At 58.9% G+C, this 21,995-nt stretch carries 19 protein-coding genes; 12 read left to right on the top strand and 7 right to left on the bottom strand.

Going from position 1 to position 21,995, the window contains the following annotated elements; translation table 11 throughout:
- Window positions 1–90: 90 nt before the first annotated feature.
- A complete protein-coding gene (locus JMJ97_RS05090) occupies window positions 91–501 on the bottom strand; it encodes a peptide deformylase (RefSeq protein WP_260699373.1) in 411 nt (136 codons plus the stop codon).
- A 271-nt stretch (window positions 502–772) separates the two neighbouring features.
- Between JMJ97_RS05090 and JMJ97_RS05085 the strand changes: the two genes are divergently transcribed.
- Both JMJ97_RS05085 and JMJ97_RS05080 read left to right on the top strand, forming a co-directional pair.
- Complete coding sequence (locus tag JMJ97_RS05085) at window positions 773–2,122, top strand: MFS transporter (RefSeq protein ID WP_260699372.1); 1,350 nt, start codon at window positions 773–775, stop codon at window positions 2,120–2,122.
- Between the two features lie 152 nt (window positions 2,123–2,274).
- Window positions 2,275–3,186 carry a hypothetical protein gene (locus JMJ97_RS05080; RefSeq protein ID WP_260699371.1) on the top strand — a complete coding sequence of 304 codons (912 nt, stop codon included), beginning with the start codon at window positions 2,275–2,277 and terminating at the stop codon, window positions 3,184–3,186.
- A 339-nt stretch (window positions 3,187–3,525) separates the two neighbouring features.
- On the opposite strand, the gene pdxT is transcribed toward JMJ97_RS05080, so the two are convergent.
- Together pdxT and pdxS are read right to left on the bottom strand one after the other, a co-directional pair.
- Window positions 3,526–4,113, bottom strand: a complete 588-nt coding sequence (gene pdxT / locus JMJ97_RS05075; RefSeq protein WP_260699370.1) for a pyridoxal 5'-phosphate synthase glutaminase subunit PdxT — start codon at window positions 4,111–4,113, stop codon at window positions 3,526–3,528.
- 20 nt (window positions 4,114–4,133) lie between these two features.
- Window positions 4,134–5,024: a pyridoxal 5'-phosphate synthase lyase subunit PdxS gene (gene pdxS, locus JMJ97_RS05070; protein WP_260699369.1), complete on the bottom strand. Its 891-nt coding sequence runs from the start codon at window positions 5,022–5,024 to the stop codon at window positions 4,134–4,136.
- A gap of 145 nt (window positions 5,025–5,169) precedes the next feature.
- On the opposite strand from pdxS, the gene pdxR reads away from it, so the two are divergent.
- Both pdxR and JMJ97_RS05060 read left to right on the top strand, forming a co-directional pair.
- A complete protein-coding gene (gene pdxR, locus JMJ97_RS05065) occupies window positions 5,170–6,606 on the top strand; it encodes a MocR-like pyridoxine biosynthesis transcription factor PdxR (RefSeq protein WP_260699368.1) in 1,437 nt (478 codons plus the stop codon).
- A 542-nt stretch (window positions 6,607–7,148) separates the two neighbouring features.
- Window positions 7,149–8,030 (top strand): hypothetical protein, encoded by an 882-nt coding sequence (locus JMJ97_RS05060; protein ID WP_260699367.1) that lies wholly within the window; start codon window positions 7,149–7,151, stop codon window positions 8,028–8,030.
- Between the two features lie 242 nt (window positions 8,031–8,272).
- Here the strand turns inward: JMJ97_RS05060 and JMJ97_RS05055 are convergent, their stop codons facing one another.
- Complete coding sequence (locus JMJ97_RS05055) at window positions 8,273–8,833, bottom strand: ferritin family protein (RefSeq protein ID WP_022094328.1); 561 nt, start codon at window positions 8,831–8,833, stop codon at window positions 8,273–8,275.
- Between the two features lie 256 nt (window positions 8,834–9,089).
- Here JMJ97_RS05055 and JMJ97_RS05050 point away from each other — a divergent pair, with 256 nt between their 5' ends.
- The 6 genes from JMJ97_RS05050 to JMJ97_RS05025 all read left to right on the top strand — a co-directional run bounded on the left by JMJ97_RS05050 (window position 9,090) and on the right by JMJ97_RS05025 (window position 15,157).
- On the top strand, window positions 9,090–10,310 hold the full coding sequence (locus JMJ97_RS05050) for an iron-containing alcohol dehydrogenase (protein WP_117769822.1): 1,221 nt from the start codon (window positions 9,090–9,092) through the stop codon (window positions 10,308–10,310).
- Window positions 10,311–10,319: 9 nt separating this feature from the next.
- A complete protein-coding gene (locus tag JMJ97_RS05045) occupies window positions 10,320–11,699 on the top strand; it encodes an aldehyde dehydrogenase (RefSeq protein WP_117769821.1) in 1,380 nt (459 codons plus the stop codon).
- Window positions 11,700–12,124: 425 nt separating this feature from the next.
- Window positions 12,125–12,451 carry an HIRAN domain-containing protein gene (locus tag JMJ97_RS05040; RefSeq protein WP_035137041.1) on the top strand — a complete coding sequence of 109 codons (327 nt, stop codon included), beginning with the start codon at window positions 12,125–12,127 and terminating at the stop codon, window positions 12,449–12,451.
- Window positions 12,452–12,469: 18 nt separating this feature from the next.
- Window positions 12,470–12,649 carry a hypothetical protein gene (locus tag JMJ97_RS05035; protein WP_117769819.1) on the top strand — a complete coding sequence of 60 codons (180 nt, stop codon included), beginning with the start codon at window positions 12,470–12,472 and terminating at the stop codon, window positions 12,647–12,649.
- A 66-nt stretch (window positions 12,650–12,715) separates the two neighbouring features.
- Window positions 12,716–13,261, top strand: coding sequence for a metallophosphoesterase (locus JMJ97_RS05030; RefSeq protein WP_117769818.1), 546 nt, complete (start codon window positions 12,716–12,718; stop codon window positions 13,259–13,261).
- A gap of 138 nt (window positions 13,262–13,399) precedes the next feature.
- Complete coding sequence (locus JMJ97_RS05025) at window positions 13,400–15,157, top strand: DUF2130 domain-containing protein (protein ID WP_260699366.1); 1,758 nt, start codon at window positions 13,400–13,402, stop codon at window positions 15,155–15,157.
- Between the two features lie 79 nt (window positions 15,158–15,236).
- On the opposite strand, the gene JMJ97_RS05020 is transcribed toward JMJ97_RS05025, so the two are convergent.
- The 3 genes from JMJ97_RS05020 to JMJ97_RS05010 form a co-directional block, all read right to left on the bottom strand.
- Window positions 15,237–17,918 carry a DEAD/DEAH box helicase gene (locus tag JMJ97_RS05020; RefSeq protein WP_260699365.1) on the bottom strand — a complete coding sequence of 894 codons (2,682 nt, stop codon included), beginning with the start codon at window positions 17,916–17,918 and terminating at the stop codon, window positions 15,237–15,239.
- A 309-nt stretch (window positions 17,919–18,227) separates the two neighbouring features.
- The gene (gene trmB, locus JMJ97_RS05015) at window positions 18,228–19,067 is read right to left on the bottom strand and encodes a tRNA (guanine(46)-N(7))-methyltransferase TrmB (RefSeq protein ID WP_260699364.1); all 840 of its coding nucleotides are present in this window, start codon (window positions 19,065–19,067) and stop codon (window positions 18,228–18,230) included.
- Between the two features lie 118 nt (window positions 19,068–19,185).
- Window positions 19,186–20,058 (bottom strand): class I SAM-dependent methyltransferase, encoded by an 873-nt coding sequence (locus JMJ97_RS05010; RefSeq protein WP_022094355.1) that lies wholly within the window; start codon window positions 20,056–20,058, stop codon window positions 19,186–19,188.
- Between the two features lie 267 nt (window positions 20,059–20,325).
- On the opposite strand from JMJ97_RS05010, the gene JMJ97_RS05005 reads away from it, so the two are divergent.
- Both JMJ97_RS05005 and JMJ97_RS05000 read left to right on the top strand, forming a co-directional pair.
- Window positions 20,326–21,042: a helix-turn-helix domain-containing protein gene (locus JMJ97_RS05005; RefSeq protein ID WP_260699363.1), complete on the top strand. Its 717-nt coding sequence runs from the start codon at window positions 20,326–20,328 to the stop codon at window positions 21,040–21,042.
- Window positions 21,042–21,941: a DUF4097 domain-containing protein gene (locus JMJ97_RS05000; protein ID WP_260699362.1), complete on the top strand. Its 900-nt coding sequence runs from the start codon at window positions 21,042–21,044 to the stop codon at window positions 21,939–21,941. Before JMJ97_RS05005 ends, JMJ97_RS05000 begins: the two co-directional genes overlap by 1 nt.
- The last annotated feature ends 54 nt before the right edge of the window (window positions 21,942–21,995 follow it).

Here is a 21,995-nt window from a genome sequence, read left to right as displayed (position 1 = left end):
CGACACGCATAAAAAGCCTCCCATTTCTCATGTCCAAGAAATGGGAGGCAGTTCAGTTTTGCTGCAGGGAGCTTTCTTGAATCGGCGGAACTAGATCACTATCCCAGTGCAGTGGTCGATTTCGTGCTGGATGATTTCGGCGGTGTAGCCCGAGAAGTTTTTGATGCGGTGGACGAAGTTCTCGTCCAAATACTCAACCTTAATGCGGCGATAGCGGGTACAGGGACGCTCGCCGATCAGCGAGAGACATCCTTCGCTCGTCTGATAGGCATTGACCTGCTCAAGAATTTGAGGGTTGTACATCAGGAGTGTCCTGTTGCCGTCCTTTACGCAGATGATGCGTTTGCGCACGCCAATCATGTTGGCGGCGAGGCCCACGCACTCGCGCTCATGCTCGTGGAGTGTATCCAGGAGGTCCTGCCCGGTCGCGGCATCGTCGGGTCCCGCGTCTTCGGAAGGCAGGCGCAAAAAGAACTCGGATTTCATGATGGGCTTAATCATGGCGGGCTCCTCATGTCTCATGCTTTCGTGGACTTTTAATAATAGCGCGGAAGGAAAGCTGTGCGTCCGCGTTACAATCTCTCGACGTTGGACCATGTTGTCAGACTCGTCGTGTACGGCGTCTGGCGTAAGTCTAGGGCTCATTTTTCGCCCTGGACTGTTCCTCTGGGGCGATGCAACTGTCGTTCCAAGAGGAAGGAAATGCATGGGGAGCAAATCTCAGCAACAAGTTCAAGTAGCGCCATCGGCCACTGCGGCGCTTCTCGTCGTAATGTATATCGCAGCCTTTGTCGCCGCGTTTAACGAGAACATCATTAACGTGGCGTTGCACGACATTATGGCGGCCTTTTCGGTGAGTGCCACCACGGCGCAGTGGCTCGTTTCGGGCTACATGATCGTGACATCGATCTTTACGGCCATCATGGCCTTCCTGTCCGGTCGTTTCTCGACGCGCAAGCTGCTGTTTTTCGCATGCGGATGTATGGTCGCCGGCGAAGTCCTGTGTCTGATCGCTCCGTCGTTTAGCGTTTTGCTGCCAAGTCGTATTTTGCAGGCTGCGGGATCGGGCATCTTGTTTCCGCTCATGATGAACGTGGTGCTGTCTTGCGCCCCGCGCGAGAAGCTCGGTCTGTATCTGAGCCTGGGTGGTGCCTGCATTACGCTAGGGCCGGCGTTTGGACCTGTGATCAGCGGTCTTATGTGCACGTTGTTTGGCTGGAGGGCGGTGTTCGTAGTGCCGCTGGTGGCCGGCATTGTGGTCGCTGCGGCGGGCGTAAAGCTTGTTCAGAATGTCGGAGAGCGCTCGAACACCACGCTTGATATTCTGTCGGTTGTTTTGCTCGCCGCCGGCATTACGGCATTTGTGTATTCCGTAGGCGAGTTCTCGACCAATCTGATTGCCGGCATCGTGACGCTTATCGCCGCCATTGTGCTGCTCGGCCTGTTTGCGGCCCGTCAGCTCAAGCTCGAGCATCCGGTGCTTAACGTGCGTCCCATGGCGAGCGTTCGTTTTTGGCCTGCGTGCCTGCTTGTGGTGGTGTCGATGATGACGACGTTCTCGATGAGCGTTTTGTTGCCGCTCTATTTTGAGGGCGCATACGGCATGACCGCACTTGTTGCGGGCCTGCTCATTTTGCCGGCGATTGCCTGCAACGCCGTGACCTCGATTGTGGGCGGACGCGTGATGGACGCCCGTGGTGCATGGCCGCTACTGCCGCTCGGCTTTGCCCTGATTGCCGTGGGGCAGGCTGCCATCTCGATGACGGCGGCAAGCATGAACATCGGCGTCGTCGTGGCACTGACCGTTGTGGTGTATGCCGGAGTCGGTTTGGTGCTGAGCCCCTCGCAGACGGTCGGCTTGGAGACGCTACCCGCCGCTGAACATCCTCACGGAACGGTATTGCTCAACACGTGGAACATGATTGCCGCATCGTTTGGCCCGTCGCTGTTTATCGGTCTGCTCTCGAGTTCTGCTGCGACCGCCGGCGCCGCTGGCGCTGCGACCGACGTTGCCCAGGCGATTGGATTTGCAACTGCCGTGCGTATGGCGGCTGTAATCGCCGTGGTCGGGTTCGTGGCGTCGCTGGTGTACGCTCGTCGTGAGTCACACATGTCGCATTAATGTGTGCACATAGATTCTGCAGCTAGATTGGATGGCGACACCATAAACTAGTGGACGTTTTGCCGAGAGGCATGAATGTTTAAAGCGCAAAGAGTGCGCGACGGGCCCCGCGAATGGGGCGATGATGCCCGAGAGGGCCAAGAAGGAGTCTCATGTCCGAGAACGAAGAGATCATGAACGAGACCGAGAACGAGACCATGGCTGCCGAGGTCGAGGCAGTCGAGACCGTGGAGACCGAAGCTGCCGAGGTTGAGGCTGCTGACGAGGTTTCCGCCGAGGAGGAGGCCGAGGTTGTCGAGGCCGCCGTTGATTACGATGACGAAGAGCTGATGGACAAGATGCAGAAGGCCGCCCGCCTGCTGCGTAGCCGTCGCTTTGCTATTTCCAAGGAGGAGGAGGCCAAGGCCGAGCGCATGGCGAACATCGAGCGCGCCATCAAGCTCCTTGACCTCAAGCCCAAGATGGAGCAGAAGGAAATGTCCGACCTGCTGGGCATGCGCCTTCGTGAGCTCGATGGCCTGATGGCCGAGGCCGAGGCTGCCGATCTGGTCGGCCGCATTGACGACGCCGAGGGCGATATGCGCAAGATCGTCGTCTTCGCTGCCGAGGACGCCGCTGAGGGCCTGGTCGAGCTTGCCAACAAGAAGGAGAAGCTCCTGCCCGAGCTTTCTTACGAGGAGGCCACCGAGCTGATGGCCGCTCTCGATAAGGTTATCGCTCCGCTCGTCGCCATGGGCCTGGACGAGGACCGCGGTCCTCGCGGCGGCCGTGACGACCGTGGCGGTCGCGGTGGCGATCGAGGCGGCCGTGGCGGCTTTGGTGACCGCGGTGGCCGTGGCGGCGACCGTGGCGGTCGCGGTGGCGGTCGCGGCGGCCGTGGCGGCTTTGGTGACCGTGGTAACGACCGTGGCGGTCGCGGCGGCTTTGGTGGCAACCGTGGTGGTTATGGTGACCGCGGCGGCAACCGTGGCGGCTTCGGCGGCAACCGTGGTAACGACCGTGGCGGTCGCGGTGGCGATCGCGGCGGCCGCAACGGCGGCGGCTTCCGCGGCAACCGCTTCTAGTTGGGTTACGCGGTTTTACCAAACCGCGTAACTAGTTGACGCTGCGCGCCCACCAGAGCGACAACTTGTCATTCAAAGAGGACGGCATGACCAGAAGGTCTATGCCGTCCTCTTTTCATGCCAATTTGTTCGCTCTGGCGGGCGCTCGCTGTCGGTGCCAAAACATCGACATTGCCATGATCCAGACCTGCTAAAAGATAGTCGTTGGGGACGTTCTTGTTTGACTGGTCATTTAAGAACGTCCCCAACGACTACATAGCATGAGAGTGGATAATCTCCCAGTTTGGGCTCGCATTCAGGCTCAAAGTGGGAGATTATCCACTCTCGTTTCTGTTCTGCCTACATTTGTAGGAACAGTTCGTGGAGGCGGGTGTCTTCGTCGAGTTCGGGGTGGAAGGTTACGCCGAGCTGGTTGCCCTGGCGCGCGGCGACGATACGGCCGTCGACTTTCGCTAAGGCCTTTGCGTCGCCGTGGACCTCGACGATGCGGGGCGCGCGGATAAACGTCAGCGGCACTTCACCGTCGATGCCAGCTACCTGCTCCTTGGTTCGAAAACTGCCGAGCTGCCTGCCGTAGGCATTGCGCTCAACGAGCACATCCATGGTTGCCAGGCGCGGCGTGCCCTTATCGTCATGGGCGGCAAGGTCGTGAGCCAGCAGAATCAGGCCGGCGCAGGTGCCCAGGACGGGCATGCCTTCAACAATGCGGGTGCGAAGCTCCTCGAGCATGCCCAACTCATCTAGCAGCTTCCCTTGAACGGTAGACTCGCCGCCGGGAAGTACCAGACGGTCAAAGTCCTGCTTTAAATCAGCCGCCTGCCTCAGCTCAATACAGCGCGCGCCCAGCTCGGATAGTCTTGCCTCGTGCTCGGCAAATGCGCCTTGGACCGCCAGCACGGCGACCGTTTGGTCTGCATAATCGCTCATGTGCGATCCTTTCTGCTGGACTAGCGCCCGCGCTCTTCCATGATAATCTCGATCTCGTCGGCGTTGATGCCCACCATGGCCTCGCCCAGGTCCTCTGAAAGCTCGGCAATGAGCTTGGCATCGGTGAAGTTTGCCACGGCCTTGACGATGGCGGCTGCGCGCTTGGCGGGGTCGCCGCTCTTAAAGATGCCCGAGCCGACAAACGCGCCTTCGGCGCCCAGCTGCATCATCAGCGCGGCGTCGGCGGGGGTCGCTACGCCGCCGGCGGCAAAGTTCACGACGGGAAGCTTACCCGTGGCATGGACCTCGCGCACCAGCTCGACCGGAACCTGCAGTTGCTTGGCTGCCTCAAAGAGCTCGTCGTTGCGCAGGGCAACAACGTCACGGATCTGCTTTTGGATCTTGCGCATGTGACGCACGGCCTGAACGACGTCGCCCGTACCCGGCTCACCCTTGGTGCGAATCATCGTGGCGCCTTCGGCAACACGGCGCAGCGCCTCGCCCAGATCACGGGCGCCGCAGACAAACGGCACGTCAAACTGGGTCTTGTCGATGTGATAGACGTCATCGGCAGGGGAGAGAACCTCGGACTCATCGATGTAGTCGATCTCGATGGCCTGCAGGACCTGCGCCTCGACGATGTGACCGATGCGGCACTTGGCCATGACGGGGATGGAGACGGCCTCCTGGATGCCCTTGATCATCTTGGGGTCGCTCATGCGCGAGACGCCGCCTGCGGCACGGATGTCGGCCGGGATGCGCTCGAGGGCCATGACGGCGCAGGCGCCTGCCTCCTCGGCGATGCGTGCCTGCTCGGGCGTGGTAACGTCCATGATGACGCCGCCCTTGAGCATCTGCGCGAGCTCGCGATTGAGTTTGACGCGGTCGGCCTTGCTGTTCTGTTCTGCCATGGTTGCTCCCTTGGTTGGCATGTGCATTGCTTGACGGAACATCCTATCGGGGAGCTGGGTATGACAAAATACTCAGTTTTCGAGATAATTACAAGGTCAGACTAATACCAGATTGAATGACTTAATAAGGTCAGGTGATAGGCTCATGCTTGACTACAATTTGGAAAAACGCGGCGAAGCATCGCTCTATGAGTATGTTTACCAGCAAATTCGAGATGATATCGTAGCTGGACGCATTGTGGCGGGGGAGCATTTGCCGTCTAAGCGCGCCTTTGCCAGTCATCTGGGAATCAGTGTTATTACCATCGAGAATGCATATAGCCAGTTACTCGCTGAGGGCTATATTTGCTCAATACCACGTCGTGGCTACTACGCTTGCGAGCTTCCGGATGCACCGGTTTTGGCTTCGGCTGCGGAGGGCATCGACCGAGATGCCGTCTCTGTGGGCCCCAGCGTGCATGATGTCAACGGACAGGTCGAGCGATTCGATGCGCTTTCTCCTTCTGCTTTGGAGGCGGCGCGGCTTTGGCAAAGCGCGCTACGGGCGACGCTGGCATCCGAAGACGAGCGCGAAATCTTTTCGCCCGCACCGGCGCAGGGCACTGCTCGGCTGCGACGCGCAATTGCTCACCATCTGCACGGGACAAGGGGTATGAATGTCGACCCCAACAACATCGTTATCGGTGCGGGCGCCCAGCTGCTCGATACCATGTTGGTTCAGTTGCTTGGCGCGGACAAGGTGTATGCGGTTGAGGATCCGGGCTATTTGCGTCTGACGCGTATCTATCAGGCTATGGGCTGCAAAGTTCGACATATCCCGTTGGATGATGAGGGCGTGGACTTGAGCACTCTGCAGAAAAGCGGGACCGATGTCCTTCACCTGATGCCGTCCCATCAGTATCCGACCGGTCTTGTGACGAGCATTGCGCGTCGCTATGCGCTTCTGAGCTGGGCCGCTGAGCGACCAGGTCGGTATCTCATCGAAGATGACTTTGATTGTGAGTTTCGCCTTGCCGGGAAGCCGATTCCCGCGCTCGCGTCGATTGATGCCGCCCAGTCGGTTATCTACACCAACACGTTTTCGAAGAGCCTTTCATCGGCGTTGCGTCTAGCGTACATGGTGCTGCCCGATGAGCTGATGGAGCGGTTTAGGTGCAACCTTGGTTTCTATGCCTCGTCGGTGAGTTCTGTCGACCAGGTCGCTTTGGCTCGTTTGCTGGAATCGGGTGATTACGAGCGGCATGTGAACCGCGTGCGCGTTCGTGCTCGTGAGGCGCGTGATGGCCTGATGGCGCTTGTGCGGAAAGCGTTTCCGGCAGGGGAGGTCTCGATCGAGCAGGCAGATGCGGGCCTTTACTGTACCGTGGTTGCGGAGCGTGGAACGGGCGGAAGCTCTTTTGCGCAGGCTCTCGCGCGCTCGAGCATCCCTTTTGTCGATATCAGTGACTGTTATTGGTGTGCCGATGGCGCATCTGTCCCTGAAAACTCAACTCAAATTCTTGTCCAGTATGACGATCTGAGTCCAAAAGTGCTAACTACCTTGGAATTGCAGCTAATGGGGGGCACTCTGCAACCTAAGTGAGTAGACTTTTAGCACTTTGGCGACCAGGAAGTTTTGTAACAAGCTATCTACCTGCGGTTTTGAAAAGCAGGATGACCGGCCTGCTCGGGATGTTCAAAAAAGTCTACTCACTTGCCGCGCAAAGCTCCTGCATGAGAAAAAAATGGGGTTTTCAACAGGGCTTCGTCCAGCTCTTGGCAAGCTTTTGGCCAGTTGGGGAGGGCTGTTGAAAACTTTGCAGTCCGTTCGGCGCCATTTTTGGTGCGTTCGCGCCAATGCGTGACTGACTGGGTTGAAATTCGTGTTTTCCTGTGCCTATGAAGGATCTACTTTGTGACATATCGGCTTTTAGGTACTGGCGTTTGCCTCCTCAAGTCCGCGCTTTGTGTCCGCCGCTTCCACGACCGGAAGAAGACCGGCAGCGATATGATCTCGCCCGCAACCCGACGGCTGCGGTCGCGCTCGGTTTTCCGTTGTATACATTGGTTCGGACGAGAAACAAACGGACTTGTCCTGCCAGCATTAGGCAGCGGCTGTTTCTTGGTGAGCTCCCCAGGGAATCCGTGCTGGAAACGGAGCATGGGTTTTTGGTTACATCTCCTCTACTGACGACATTCATCATGTCGCGGCATCTGACGGATCTTCAGCTTCTTTTGGTATTGGCGGAGATGTGTGGCTTGTTTGCGGTGTGTGCCCTGCCGGCGGCACTTGAGGCGGAGCTTTCGCGTGCAATTGATTCGGGCGCGATTTCGACAACGTTCGGTTGGGTGCGCTGCCCGTCCGAGGACGGCATCGCCTCAAATTTATGGCGTCGAGACGCTTTGGTTTTGGGCGGAGACCTTGACCGTTTTTGTTCAGATGTTTGCGGGATGCGTTGCGGCAATAGATTTATGGCGGTATCGCAACTCGTTCCATTGGGTGCCGCGTCGCCTTTTGAGGTCGAGGCGTATTTGTTGCTTGGACTGCCGCGAGCCCTGGGAGGCGAAGGTTTTTGCGGCATAGAGCTTAATGTTGAAGTGATGCTAAACACAAGTGCTCGAGCGATTGTGGAAAAGTCCCGTGTATATATCGACCTACTTCTTTCTTCGCCGGACGGCAGGCGACAGGTGGCCATTGAATGTCAGGGAAAGGCCTCGCACGGACGCGCGGGGGATGGCTTGCGTGACGCTGACCGCATGACGGCCCTTCAGGCCATGGGCTACGATGTACTTCTCCTGACACACAGACAGATATCCGATGAGGATAGATTCCGCGCGATCGTTAAGGCCATATGCAGGATGCTCGATGCTGAATATCGTGATAAAAGCTCAGATGAGCAAAGGGCTGAGACATTACTCCGGTCTGAACTATTCGTTGACTGGACAAAATTGGGAGTAATCGACGGGAAGATGCCCGTTAGACACAAAACGGCTCAATCGTGGACGGCTGCGGTTCTAAGTGAGTAGACTTTTGGCACTTTGGCGACCAGGCCGTTTTGCAACAAGTCATTTACCTGCGGCTTTATAAAGCAATATGGGTGGTGTGCTCGGCAAGTTCCAAAAAGTCTACTCACTTAGTTTTTGACGAGAAGCCGATGCCGAAGGCGGTCCTATTTCAGGGCGTTAACAAGTTCGTGAGGCACGAAAAAGGCCCGAACCAATACGGTCCGGGCCTCATCGAGCTTGAGGTTATGTCTCAGGCGGTTGGCTTAGCCAAAGTAGCGCTTGAGCAGGCCGGCGAAAGCCTTGCCGTGGCGGGCCTCGTCGCGAGCCATCTCGTGCACGGTGTCGTGGATGGCATCGAGGCCGGCGGCCTTGGCACGCTTGGCAAGATCGGTCTTGCCGGCGGTGGCGCCGTTCTCGGCCTCAACGCGCATCTCGAGGTTCTTCTTGGTGGAGTCGGTCACGACCTCGCCCAGGAGCTCGGCGAACTTGGCGGCATGCTCGGCCTCCTCGTGGGCAGCCTTTTCCCAGTACAGGCCGATCTCGGGATAGCCCTCGCGATGAGCGACGCGAGCCATGGCCAGGTACATACCGACCTCAGAGCACTCGCCCTCAAAGTTGGCGCGCAGGTCGGCAACGATGTCCTCAGAGACACCCTCCATCTTGGCGACGCCCACGACGTGCTCGGCGGCCCACTCGAGCTGGCCCTCCTCCTGCTTCAGGAAACGAGAACCGGGAACGCCGCACTGGGGGCACTTAAAATCCTCGGGCAGCTGGTCGCCGTCGAACTCTTCCACATAACCGCAAACGGGGCAAACAAACTTCATGATTCGATCCTTTCGATCGATGGCGATTGCGCGCTCGTCCGGTCCCGTAAGGGCCCTCTCCGGACGTGCGTCTTGACGAGTTCTATTATCCATAAATGCAACCAAATGTGAAGCCTATTAGGAATGATTTTTAATAAAACAATTTCGAGATATGAAGATGTTGATTGATTAACGATTGGGAGGCCGTCTGCGATCTTTGCTGAGTACAATCGGGCGAGCAAATGTTGACCTATCAACAAATGAAGGAGTTTCCTTTATGCATCTAGCCCGTCGTGCCTGGTGCCGAACATATCAGACGGTTTTTCGCATTGCATTGCCGATCCTGCCCTATACCGAGCCGCGCATTTTAGAGCATGCCGAGGATGTGCCCGCGGTGCTTCAAAAGCGCTCGATCCAGAAGGTCCTTATCGTGACGGATCCCGGCATTGCCCGTCTGGGGCTCACGGCACCGCTCGAGACGGCGCTCGCATGCAGGGGGATTGGCGTTACGGTCTATGCCGAAACGCGTGCAAACCCCACGGTTTCAAACGTGGAAGAAGCGGCGTCCCTGTATCGAGAGAGCGCCTGCCAGGCCATTATCGGCTTTGGCGGTGGCTCGGCCATGGACTGTGCCAAGGGCGTGGGCGCACGCATTGCGCAGCCAAACAAGCCCATCAACAAGATGCGTGGCCTGCTGCGGATTCATCGTCGCCTGCCGCTGCTCATCGCCGTTCCCACTACCGCCGGTACGGGAAGCGAAGTCACGCTTGCGGCGGTAATTACCGATGACGGGACGCACTACAAATACCCCATTAACGACTTTGTGCTCATCCCGCGTTTTGCAGTCCACGACCCCGAGTTTACGTGCGGCTTGCCCGCTTCCATTACGGGGCAGACGGGCATGGACGCCCTGACGCATGCCGTTGAGGCCTTTATCGGGCGAAGCACCACGCCCTATACGCGCAAGATGGCGCGACAGGCGGTGCAGCTTATCCACGACAATTTGCTCGAGGCCTATGAGCATGGTGACGACATGCGCGCTCGTCGCAATATGCTTTCGGCGGCGTATAAGGCGGGCGTTGCGTTTACCCGCTCCTATGTCGGATATGTGCATGCCATCGCGCACAGTCTGGGCGGCCGATACGGAATTCCGCACGGTTTGGCCAACGCGATCATCCTGCCGCACATGCTTCGCGCTTATGGTGACGCCGCCGCCCCCAAGCTTGCCGATCTTGCTCGCATGGCGGGCATTGCGCCGGCTACCGCGCAGGATAGTCTTGCGGCCGAGGCCTTTATCGATTGGGTCGACCGCATGAACGAGATCCTGGGAATCCCCAAATATGTCTCGGGCATTCGCCGCTCCGACATTCCCGAGATGGCGGCGCATGCCGATGCCGAGGCCAATCCGCTGTACCCCGTTCCGCTTTTGATGGACCGCTTGGAGCTCGAGCGTATGTACGAGGTCGTCGCGGGTGGTATGTTTGAGGACGAGAACTAGGAGGGTGCCATGAACACCGAGGAAATTGCGCGCATCGTCGGCGATCAGCGCACTTACTTTAAAACGCACGCTACGTTTGATGTTGATGCCCGACGTCGCGCGCTCGTGAGTTTACGCGATGCGGTACGGGCGCACGAGGCCGATATTGCCCATGCACTCAAGACCGATTTGGGAAAGTCGCATGACGAGGCATATATGTGCGAGATCGGCACGTCGCTTTCCGAGATTCGTCATCAGATCGCTCACGTGGCTCGATGGAGTCGTCCGCGCCTGCGTCCGTGTGACCTTGCCAACGCCGTGAGCGCGTGCAAAACGCAAGCCGTGCCCTATGGCGTCACGCTCATCATGGCTCCGTGGAACTACCCGTTTTTGCTAACACTCGAGCCGCTCGCCGGCGCCCTTGCCGCGGGCAATACCGTGGTCATCAAGCCGAGTGCCTATGCTCCGGCATCGAGCGCGGTGCTCAAGCAAATCTGTGAAGAGGCATTTGATCCGCGCCTGGTGACGGTTGTCGAGGGCGGGCGCGCCGAGAACGAAGCGTTGCTCGATGAGTGCTGGGACAAGATCTTCTTTACCGGTAGCGTTCCGGTCGGCAAGCTCGTCATGGAGCGCGCGAGTAAAAACCTCACGCCCGTGACGCTTGAGCTGGGCGGCAAGAGCCCCTGCATCGTGGATGCGACGGCAAACTTGAAGGTCGCGGCACGGCGTATCGCCTTTGGCAAATGGCTCAACGTAGGGCAGACCTGCGTGGCGCCCGACTACCTGCTGGTCGATACGCGCGTGCACGACGAGCTGCTGGGCCTCATCAAGGAAGAGGTCCGCCGTATGTTTGGCGAGCATCCGCTCGATAACGAGGATTACGGGCATATCGTCAATGCTAAGCATTTTGCGCGCGTGCGCGGGCTGATCGATCCCGATAAGGTCGTGCTGGGAGGCACGGCGCGCGAGTCGTCGCTCAAGATTGAGCCGACGATCCTAGACGGCGTGACCCCCGATGACGCCGTGATGCAGGAGGAGATCTTCGGTCCCATCTTGCCGGTGCTGACGTTTGAGAGCCTAGACGAGGCCGAAGCGTTTATTACGGATCGTCCGACGCCGCTGGCCCTGTATATCTTTAGTCAGGACCGCGCAGTTCAGCAGCGCTTCGTGCGTTACGTGCCCTTTGGCGGTGGCTGTGTCAACGACACAATCATGCACTTGGCTACGAGCCATATGGGCTTTGGCGGCATGGGCGCGAGCGGTATGGGGCAGTACCATGGACGCGAGAGCTTCGATACGTTTAGCCACAAGAAGAGTATCGTGAACAAGGCAACTTGGCTGGACGTGCCGTTTCGGTATGCGCCCTACGCAAGCTGGAAGCACAAGTTCGTGCGCATGTTTGTGCATTAGAAAAGGGCGCAGGTAATACGAACAAGTGTTCCTATTACCTGCATTTTGCGTTAGACTACTGTTATGGAGCACGGATGGGCCAACTCCCTTTAGAAGGGATTTGGTATGAACGTAAGCGATGTTATTTCGTTATTGGCGTTGTTGATTGCGGCTATCGAACTCGGTCTGTTTATCGGCCGAATGAAATAGCCGCCCCCGCGTAAGCGAAGACGGCCACTTCTCACGATGAAAACGTGTATCGGAGTTGGCAAGACCCGCGGCAACGGGTGCCATCCGTGTTCCTATCTTATCTGCAAGCGTTCTGTCGCGCAAGCGTTGAGGCAAACGATTGAAGGACGCAGACAGGATGTATTTGTGTCCGCACGGGACCGTAGACTTCTCAATAAGGTTACACACCGGTTTATCCGGCCGTTAGAGGAGCTGCTATGTACGAGCCTTCGCGTGTTCTTCTGTCGTTTCATATCGCAGGATTTCAATATGCCGACGGCGCTTTGGTCCTAGGCGATCTTAAAGCGGGCGATAAACTGACACTGTGTGCCGAGCGCGATAATCCCCATGACCCCGAGGCAGTTGCGATCTACTATGGCAAGACCAAACTTGGCTACGTTCCGGGAAACGAGGTCGGTCCACTGTCCTTGATGATGTATTACGGCCACGAGGACGTGTTTGAGGCCCGCGTGCAACAGGTTGCCCCCGAGCGCAGCCCGTGGCACCAGGTGCGCGTTGGCCTCTATGTGGTGGATGCCCGCTAATCGGTAAGGGAGGCTGCCATGCTTGACGACGATGACCTGTTCGATTTGACGGATGATCCGTTTGAGTGGGATATGCTACTCGATGACGATGAGCTGGAGCAGGATCGCAAAAAGCAAAAGGATAAGAACGCCCAGGGCAAAGGTTCGAATAAAAAGGACGAGTGCCGCCGCGGACTGTTCGGCGGGCTCTTTGGCTAACCGCCGCATCGCTGTGTCTGTATACTTAGCACGAGTTGGATGCATTGCGAAATGAGGGCATAGACGATGATGTGGTTTACCGCCGACCTGCACCTGGGCGATACGAATATCTTGCACGACATGGATCGACCGTTTGATTCGGTCGAGGAGATGAACCGCAAGGTCATCGATGCCATCAATGAGTGCGTGGCTGCGGACGACCGCCTCTATATCCTGGGAGACTTTACGTATCGCTTGCCCATGGCGGAGGCGGTGCGCCTGCGCGAGCGTATCGAATGCAAGAATGCGACGCTCATCCGCGGTAACCATGACGGCGACTGGGAAGATCCCGACGCCCCGCAAATTTGGGAAGACGTGCGCGATTACCTGGAGATTGCTCCCGGCTATGCCAAGGGTCATCGTCTGGTGATGAGCCACTACCCCATGCTCAGCTGGAACGGCAAGGCACGTGGCGCCATTATGCTGCATGGGCATATCCACAGCAGGGGTGACCGCACCAACGCACGCAACCGCGATCGCGAGCGCCCCATTTACCGCTACGATGTGGGCCTCGACGCCAATGACTACAAGCCCGTAAGTCGTGATCAAATCCTCGGCTATTTTGGACTGTAATTCTCGAACCACCACAAAGGGGACAGGCACCTTTGTGGTGGTTCTGGCGCCGTTGCCATTATGGCGGCGGCGCCTTTTTTGTCCGCGCGGCGCGGTAGAGTATAGTCGGTTGAAATTTGCGTCCATCGAGGAGCTGCCATGAATGAGATCAGGTGCCCGCATTGCGGCGAAGTCTTTAAGGTCGATGCGTCCGGCTATGCGGATATCGTCAAGCAAGTACGCGATGCCGAGTTTTCGCGCGATCTGGATGAGCGTGTGAGGGCAGTCCAGCGCGAGGGCGAGCAGGCGCTGGAGCTTGAACGCTCGCGTTCGACGGTCGCCTTGCAAAAGGCAGAGTCTCAGCGCAACGCTCAGCTCGTTGAGCAGAAGAACGCTGCGGCTCAGCAGCTGGCACAAGAGGTCGCCAAGCGCGATGCCGAGCTTGCCGAGTTGCGCGCCAAGCTCGAGGGCGCTGTCGCAGAGCGCGAGAGCGCAAGTCAGCGTGCGGCGGTTGAGGCCCGTGCCGATGCTCAGAAGGAGAATGCCGAGCTTCAGCGCGAGATCGACAATTTGCGTGCGCAGCTGGGACGCAAAGATGACGAAGCCAAGCTTGCCGAGTCGGCGGCGCGCAACGCTGCTCAAAACGACTTAGCTGCACGTGATGCTCAGATTGCCAAGCTGCAGGCCAGGCTTGCAGCGGCTGACAAGGCCCAGGAGATGGCGCTTGCCGCTGCCGCGGCAGAGTCGCAGCGTGAGCTCGATGCCGCTCGCAGCGAGGCCGAGCGCGTGCTTGCTGACTACCGCGCGACGGTACAAGAGAAGTTTTCCGCCGCAAAGGCACAATCTGAGCAAGAGGCCGAGGGTCTGCGTGCCCAGCTGCGCGAGCAGGAGCTGATGGCAAAAATGAACTTGTCGGAGGCAGTCGCGGCGGCGGAACGAGAGCGCGATGAGGCGCGTGCCAAACTGACGAGCGAGCTGGCGGTGCGCGATTCTCGCGAGGAGCAGGCCAAGGCGGCACACGAGCTCGAGCTTGCGCAGGCCAAGCGCGCGAGCGATGACCTGATTCGCTACAAGGACGAAGAGATTGAGCGTCTTAAGGACATGAAGGTCCGCCTGTCCACCAAGATGGTGGGCGAGTCGCTCGAGCAGCACTGCGAGACCGAGTTCAATCGCCTGCGCATGACGGCGTTTCCCAATGCATATTTCGAGAAAGATAACGATGCATCCGAGGGCACCAAGGGCGATTTTATCTTCCGCGAGTGCGACGCGAGCGGTAACGAGGTCATCTCGATTATGTTCGAGATGAAAAACGAGAACGACGAGACCGCGACCAAGCATAAAAACGAGGACTTCTTTAAGAAACTCGATCACGATCGTCGCCAGAAAGGCTGTGAGTACGCGGTGCTCTGCACACTGCTCGAGCCCGAGAGCGAGCTCTATAACGCAGGGATAGTCGACGTGAGCTATCGCTACGAGAAGATGTACGTGATTCGCCCGCAGTTTTTCATTCCCATGATTACACTTCTTCGCAACGCCGCCATGGGTTCGCTGCGCTATAAACAGGAGCTAGCGGAGTATAAACAGCAGAATATCGACGTTACGAACTTCGAAGCCAAGATGGAGAAGTTCAAGAACGATTTCGGCCGCAACTACGAGATCGCGAGCCGCAAGTTTCAAACGGCGATCGATGAGATCGACAAGACGATTAGCCATCTGCAGAAAACCAAGGAGGCGTTGCTGTCCTCCGAGAACAATCTGCGCCTAGCCAACAAGAAAGCCGACGATCTTACCATTCGCAAGCTCACCTGGGGTAACAAGACCATGAAGGTGGCGTTTGACGAGGCGCGCGGGGCTGCGACGGAGACAAACGATGAGCCCGCCGAGGCGGATTCATATGAGGTCGAGGATGCCGAGTAAGGCATAGCATATAGTGCAAAAGTGGGGCCGCTGGCGATGTTACCAGCGGCCCCACTTCATTTCGTTCCAGTATGTACGGCTAGTCCTCGAGCAGGTCCTCGATAAAGCCGACGCGGTAGTTTTTGAAGATGACCTCGCCGCCGTCTTGCGTGGCGTCCAGATCGACATCGCCCATGATGCCAAAATCGTGGTCGCCATCCTCGTCGGCAAAGATCTGGTGCACGTGCCATACGTGCGCGGTCTTCTCGTCGGACTCATCGATGGAAAACATCGCGGCGCTGCGGGCATTTCCGTCGGTGAGGATTTCCTCGTGCTGCTCGTGGTAAGCGTCGAGTGCTTTTTGCCAGCGGATCTCGCTCATGCCCCAGTTGTCGTCGAGCTCGCCCAGGTCGCGAACGTGCTCGCGGGCGGCAAGGGTCACGCGGCGGAAGAGCGCGTTGCGCACCAACAGCGTGCAGCCGCGACGGTCCGCCACGACCTCGTCGATGCCCTGCGGCGGCGCAGCATCGAGGGCTGCCGGGTTGCCGGCGTTCTCCCACTCGTCCACCAGGCTCGAGTCCACCGAGCGCACCACAAAGCCCAGCCACGAGATAATGTCGCGCAGACGCTCGTCGCGCTTCTCGATGGGTACGGTGCGGTCAAGTGAACGGTAAGCCTCTGCCAGGTAGCGCAGCAGAATGCCCTCGGAGCGGGCGATTCCGAGCTTTTGGATATAGCCCTTAAAATCGCTCGCGCTTTCCAGCATATCGCGCAGGACGCTCTTGGGAGAGAGCTGGTAGTCGTTTGCCCAGGGCACTTCCTGGCAGTACTTGTCAAAGGCGGCGTCGAGCAAATCCTCGAGCGGCTTTTCGTACGTGACGTCTTGAATGCGCTCCAAGCGCTCCTCATACTCGATGCCGTCAGCCTTCATTTCGGCCATCGCGTGGTCGCGCGCGGCGCGCTCCTGTGCGCGCAATACCTGCTTGGGGTCCTCGAGCGTAGCCTCGACCATCGAGATCAGATCCATGGTATAGGTCTCACTCTCGGGGTCGAGCAGCTCCAACGCGGCAAGCAAAAATGGCGAGAGCGGCTGGTCGAGCGCAAAGTCTTCGGGCAGGTCGACCGTCAGCGCATAGTCGATGTCTGGTGCGGCGTCAGTCGGGGCGTCAGGCGCGGGCGGCACCTCGGTGCGAACGACGACGCCGGAATCGATGAGCGTGGCGAAGATTTCGTCGGCGCGAACCTCGAGCTTAGCCTTTTCCTCGGAAGTCTGCAGGCTCGTCTCGATGAGGTCGTGTACGCGGGCTCGGGCATCGCCGCCCTGCTCGACCACGCTAATCACCATGGAGTGCGTGATGCGCAGGCGCGGCTTGAGCGTCTCGGGCTGCGTCTCAATCAGACGCTCAAAGGTCTGCTTGTTCCAGGTGACAAAACCCTCGGGGGCCTTTTTCTTTTTAATCTTACGGAGTTTTTTGGGGTCGTCGCCCGCCTTGGCCATGAGCTTGGCGTTCTCGATCTCGTGCTCCGGGGCCTCGGCGATTACCATGCCCTCGGTATCGAAGCCCGAGCGGCCGGCGCGACCGGCAATCTGATGGAACTCGCGGGCGCGCAGGCGACGCATCTTGTAGCCGTCGAACTTGGTGAGCGCGGTGAGCACCACGGTGTGGATGGGTACGTTGATGCCGACGCCGAGCGTATCGGTGCCGCAGATGACGGGCAGCAGGCCCTGCTGCGCCAAGCGTTCGACCAGGAGGCGATAGCGCGGCAACATGCCAGCATGGTGCACGCCGACGCCGCATCCAAGCAGGCGTTTGAGAATCTTGCCAAAGGCCGTCGAGAAGCTCGTTCCCTTTGCCGCTTCCTTAATGGCCTCGCGCTGCTCCTTGCTGGCGATGCCAAAATTGGCGAGCGACTGCGCCGTCGCAAGGGCGGCATCCTGGCTAAAGTGCACGATATAGAGCGGGGCCTCGCCGCGGCGCATGGCGAGCTCGACCGTGCCCTCGAGGGAGGTCGTCACATAGTCGTAGCTCAGCGGAACAGGACGCGGGGCGTCGACAACCAAGTCGCAAGCAGCGCCGGTGTGCTCTTCGAGAGAGGCGGCGATGGCAGTGACATCGCCAAGTGTGGCGCTCATGAGCATAAACTGCGTATGGGGCAGGGTGAGCAGCGGCACCTGCCAAGCCCAGCCGCGGTCGGGGTCGGCAAAGTAATGGAACTCGTCCATGGCCACGCAGCCCACGTCGGCGTCCTCGCCCTCGCGCAGCGCATCGTTGGCAAGGATTTCGGCCGTGCAGCAGATGACGGGCGCCTTGGTGTTGATGTGCGTATCGCCGGTGATCATGCCGACGTTATCGCGGCCGAGCACCTGTACCAGATCGAAGAACTTTTCGCTGACCAGAGCCTTGATAGGAGCCGTGTAATAACAGCGCTTGCCCTGCGCCATGCCCATAAAGAGCATGCCCAGCGCGACGAGCGATTTACCCGATCCGGTCGGTGTTCCCAAAATGACGTGGTCGCCGGCAGCCAGGTCCATGAGGGCCTCTTCTTGGTGATCCCACAGCTCAATGCCGCGATCGCTCGTCCATTCAAAGAAGCGTTCGAAGGCTTGGTCGGGCGTGAGCCACGGTTCGGGCTCGCTGCCGTCCTCGGGCTCCCACCAGGTGGGGGAGAGCGCGCCGAGCGAGCCAAACTCGGCTTCGGTTCCCGTGCCGCCCGAGAATGAGCTGGCGGCGCCGGCGCCGGAGACGGTGCTGGCGGCGGTATCTGTCGTGGTCTGTGCCATGTGGTTGCTTTCTCTCGCGATTGTCCGCCAACTATTATGGCGTAGCGGCGGCGCGGGGTGCCAGCGCGCGAGAAAATGCAGGAAATGGGCGTTCTGCCCGGCCGTTTGGTGCAGTTGCCAGCTAAGTGAGTAGACTTTTTGCAATATCGCGAGCACATGGCTTTTGCGCAAGAGCTCTACCTGCGGTTTTAGTTTTCGTTATGCGGGTTGTGCTTGGCTATTGCAAAAAAGTCTACTCACTTAGGTTTGAGGGTCGTTCGCTGACGCCTATTTTCACTTGTTTGCCGACGCCGCGACCATCAGAAGCCCCTAGGACTCCTGCGGCAGGCGCTTCTTGCCTTTGCGGGCGCGGTTTCTAAAGTTCTCGACGGCCTCTTCCATGCCCAGAGGTACATAGGTGAGCGCATCGAGGTTTTCGGGCAGGTAGCAGGCAAGGCTTTGCTCCTGCGCGCGGCCCGCCGCGAGCTGTTCATCGCTGGGCTGCGCTCCAGGTGTGGCGCGAATGCCATAGACGGCGGCACCCATCTCGCGCGTGCGGCGCTCGTACTCGGTCTCGGGATGCTCGGGATGGTCGCGGCGTACGTCGTCACTTACCCAAAGCGTGTCGTAGCCGGCCGCGGCAAACTGTCCCAGGGCGTAATCGCGCAATGGTTTGCTGTCGGTGCGCAGCGTGACGGTGGCGTTGGCTGCAAAGAGCGGGCGGTAGAGCATCAAATGGTCGACATGGACGAGTCGTTTTTTGGCGTACTTGGCCTTGGGCTGCGGCGTGGGAAAGTTGATGGTGATGGCATCGAGCTCGCCTGCGGCAAATAGCTGTGGCAGCGATGCGGCGCCTCGGGGCAGGACGAGTGCGTTGGATAGCTCCTGCTCGCAGATTTTCTGCGCGGCATAGGCAATGCAGATGGGCTCCTGGTCCATGCCGATAAAGAGGGTGTTTGGCTCGTGGCCCGCGCGCTCTACAAGGTACGTTCCCTTGCCACAGCCAAGATCCAGGTGAAGGTGCTCGAAGGGCTTGCTGCCTGCGGGCGCACAGGCCTTGCGCCAATCTCCGGCATAAGCCTCGGGGTTTGTCTCAATCGCATCGGCGTAGCGTTCCAGGCGCTCCTCGAGCACAAAGTTCTTAGGCGTGCGAACGTGGACGGCTCCCATGAGGCTCCTTGGTCATAAGTATGGAACGCATAGCTGCACGTTCCGTCAATGGATTGAAAAAGGGCGGGCATAGTTTGCCCGGAAGATGCGGTGCGGCTCGGCGGCGAGTCGTCGATGCCTACAGGCGCTTGAGAATCACATAGCGGTTGAGCTCGCCGCTACGACCGTCGGCATGGAAGCGCTCAAGCTCACGCACGGGGACCTCGCCGCTCTTGTAGAACGTACGGACGCCGCGCACCAGGTCGGTGATCTGCTGATCGTCAAAGTGATGGCAATAGCGGTAGGCGTGGCGGTCGTTTTGCCAGCCAATGAGGTGGTCGCCGGCTTCAAACTGGGCGGAATCGTAACCCTCAAACGGCGGGGTGAGCTCGGCGCGGGCTTCGGCGCGAACAGCCTTGCGCGCCATGCGCTCGTCGTTCATAAACTCCCAAAAGCTGATGGCGATGATGCCGCCCGGGCGCGTCTGGCGCACCAGAGCGTCGAGCACGCGTACACGGTACTCGCACGACGGCACATGGTGCATAAAGCCAAAGCAGACCGAGATGTCGGCGAGCGGGGCGTCGAAAAGCACGTCGGGCGTCTCGGCGGGGTTGAGCTTCATAAGGGCGTCGAGCACGTCGAGTTCCTGGAAGTGCAGGTTGGGAATGCGCAGCGCGTGGCCATGTGCATCGATGGCCAGGTCTTGGCACGAGTCGACACCATAGAACTCAAACGGGCAGCTGGCATCTGCCGAGGGGTTTGCGCCATCGACGCCCTTGGCGGCAAGTGCGCCGCCGGCGGCAAAGTTCTCGAATCGCATATTGCCACAGGCAAGATCGAAGACGCGGACGGGATGCTCGATCGTGGCGACGTCGAGCTGTTCGAGCGCGATATCCATGGTGCGTACCCAGCCGGGCCACGGGGCCTGGCGCGTATCGGAAAAGGAAGCGGAGTGCTCGCGATAGAACGTGTTGTTGAGCTGGATGAGCGATGAGGCGAAATCGCGGTTCACGGCGCGGAACTCCCTCCGTTGGCGGTGCGGAATAAACAGTACGACCATACTACCGTTAACGCCGCAACGGGGACAACCAAGCTACGGGTCATTGCTTTGTTTGGACACATTTCCGCAGCTCATATGCGCCCGCAACCGCCGGTTGTCAAAAATCTCACTAGAATAGGTGGCATGCTTTTGGCGGTGGCGGATAGATTTTTAACTGTGCAAGGCGCCTTAAGAACAAAAGCGGTCCGGCGGTACGGCTGGCATCACATAGGAGGAACCATGAATGTAGAAACTGCGCAGCGGCTCGCCGACCTTCGCCGCAGCAAAGGCTTTAGTCAAGAAGGGCTGGCACGAAAGCTGGGACTGTCGCGCCAGGCGGTCAGTAAATGGGAGCGCGCGGAGAGCTCGCCCGATACCGAGAACCTGATCTCGCTCGCCAAACTCTATGGTGTGAGCCTGGACGAGCTGCTCAATCCGAGCGACGAGATCGAGGACGATATCGAGTTTGAGAACGAGGACCGCGCTCGTCAGCGCGAGGCCGAGGCGGCAGAGCGCGCACGCACCCATGAGGCGGCGGCACGAGCTACCGAGGCGGCAACACAGGCGAGTGACGCCGCCGCCAAGGCGGCGCAAGCGGCAAGCTGGAGTGCACAGGCCGCCAATGCCGCTACGGCGCAGGCGACGAGTGGCGGCGCAGTTGGCTCGACTCCGGTGAAGGGCCCGTTCCAGTCGTTCCCGTATTGGGCCGTGTGCTGGCTACTGTTCTTTTTGCTGATGTTCCTGTTTGGTGCCGGCCCCTTTGCCGCGCTGATCTTCTTTACGATTCCCATCTATCACTGGGTAGCGCGTGCGCTCGATGGTGATTGGGCGCGCGGGGATATTCAGGTTGGTCCGGCATCGGCGGTCGCTAGGGCTCAGAATGTTTCCGCTCCGGTTGATACTGACGTGGCTACCGCGACTACCGCTGAGCCGATTGCCAAAGAGGGTGGTGAATGATGAAGCTTTCGCATGAATCCAAGGTACGCTTGGGCGTCGGCATCGGAGCGTTTGTGCTCATCGTTGGGCTTGTTTTTGGCGTTTCGCGGACTTTGATTCATTTTGATGGCCCGTGGGATCTCGACGATGTTGTATCCGGCTTGTCCGGTATGGACGATGTGGTTGACGACGACGATTTTATGAACGATGGCGGTAAATATTCCGCTCAGCCTCAGCAGCTTTCGAGTGCGACCTTTGATGCCGATCAATTTCGCTACCTCGATTTCGATATCGCCGCGGCTTCGGTGGACGTCAAGGTTGTTGATGGCAACAAGGCTCGCGTTATCGAGCGGGGGCGCGTTGCCAAGGGTATGGATGCCTCCAAGGCTGCGACGCAAAACATCGCATCTGTCGAGGACTCGACGCTCAAGGTTTCCCAGTTTGGAAGTGATGACGGTAAGGCAATCGATCGCTCAGTTACGGTCGAGCTGCCGCGCCGTGTTGCCGAACATCTGAAGGGAGTCAACGCGCACGTGGGCTCGGGTGATCTGCAGATTGCCGGTGTCACCTGTGATGGTTTCGACCTTTTCCTGGGTGCGGGAGATGTAGAGTTTACGGGCAGCGTGACTGATGCGCTCAGCGCCGAGGTCGGTTCGGGCGATGTGACGTTCGAGCTTTACCAGGCCCCCGCGAAGTCGATGGACGTGAGCGTGGGCTCGGGCGATGTGGAGATGACGGTTCCGAACTCTACGGGCTTTAAGGCGAGCCTCACCTTGGGCAGTGGCGACTTCGAGAGCGATTTCCTTCCGCTTGGGTACGACGGCGATACCATTTTGAATCTTGAATTCGATAACGGGGATAAGTCTGCTGTGTATAGTTTTGAAGTCGATTCGGGCGACATGTCGTTTGATTCGGAGTAGTGAGGCAGACAAAAGCCTAGGCGAAGATATAGACGCGCTGTTTGATGAAGGCGC

The organism is Collinsella aerofaciens (assembly GCF_025289055.1).
Classification (GTDB): domain Bacteria; phylum Actinomycetota; class Coriobacteriia; order Coriobacteriales; family Coriobacteriaceae; genus Collinsella.
Note: the sequence above shows the minus strand (reverse complement) of the source record. Positions and strands in the feature narration are given on the sequence as shown.

Bases quoted from the DNA above. Each gene is read 5' to 3' on its own strand.
- JMJ97_RS05090 (WP_260699373.1), bottom strand. From the start codon at position 501: ATGATTAAGCCCATCATGAAATCCGAGTTCTTTTTGCGCCTGCCTTCC.
- JMJ97_RS05085 (WP_260699372.1), top strand. From the start codon at position 773: ATGTATATCGCAGCCTTTGTCGCCGCGTTTAACGAGAACATCATTAAC.
- JMJ97_RS05080 (WP_260699371.1), top strand. From the start codon at position 2,275: ATGTCCGAGAACGAAGAGATCATGAACGAGACCGAGAACGAGACCATG.
- pdxT (WP_260699370.1), bottom strand. From the start codon at position 4,113: ATGAGCGATTATGCAGACCAAACGGTCGCCGTGCTGGCGGTCCAAGGC.
- pdxS (WP_260699369.1), bottom strand. From the start codon at position 5,024: ATGGCAGAACAGAACAGCAAGGCCGACCGCGTCAAACTCAATCGCGAG.
- pdxR (WP_260699368.1), top strand. From the start codon at position 5,170: ATGCTTGACTACAATTTGGAAAAACGCGGCGAAGCATCGCTCTATGAG.
- JMJ97_RS05055 (WP_022094328.1), bottom strand. From the start codon at position 8,833: ATGAAGTTTGTTTGCCCCGTTTGCGGTTATGTGGAAGAGTTCGACGGC.
- JMJ97_RS05050 (WP_117769822.1), top strand. From the start codon at position 9,090: ATGCATCTAGCCCGTCGTGCCTGGTGCCGAACATATCAGACGGTTTTT.
- JMJ97_RS05045 (WP_117769821.1), top strand. From the start codon at position 10,320: ATGAACACCGAGGAAATTGCGCGCATCGTCGGCGATCAGCGCACTTAC.
- JMJ97_RS05040 (WP_035137041.1), top strand. From the start codon at position 12,125: ATGTACGAGCCTTCGCGTGTTCTTCTGTCGTTTCATATCGCAGGATTT.
- JMJ97_RS05035 (WP_117769819.1), top strand. From the start codon at position 12,470: ATGCTTGACGACGATGACCTGTTCGATTTGACGGATGATCCGTTTGAG.
- JMJ97_RS05030 (WP_117769818.1), top strand. From the start codon at position 12,716: ATGATGTGGTTTACCGCCGACCTGCACCTGGGCGATACGAATATCTTG.
- JMJ97_RS05025 (WP_260699366.1), top strand. From the start codon at position 13,400: ATGAATGAGATCAGGTGCCCGCATTGCGGCGAAGTCTTTAAGGTCGAT.
- JMJ97_RS05020 (WP_260699365.1), bottom strand. From the start codon at position 17,918: ATGGCACAGACCACGACAGATACCGCCGCCAGCACCGTCTCCGGCGCC.
- trmB (WP_260699364.1), bottom strand. From the start codon at position 19,067: ATGGGAGCCGTCCACGTTCGCACGCCTAAGAACTTTGTGCTCGAGGAG.
- JMJ97_RS05005 (WP_260699363.1), top strand. From the start codon at position 20,326: ATGAATGTAGAAACTGCGCAGCGGCTCGCCGACCTTCGCCGCAGCAAA.
- JMJ97_RS05000 (WP_260699362.1), top strand. From the start codon at position 21,042: ATGAAGCTTTCGCATGAATCCAAGGTACGCTTGGGCGTCGGCATCGGA.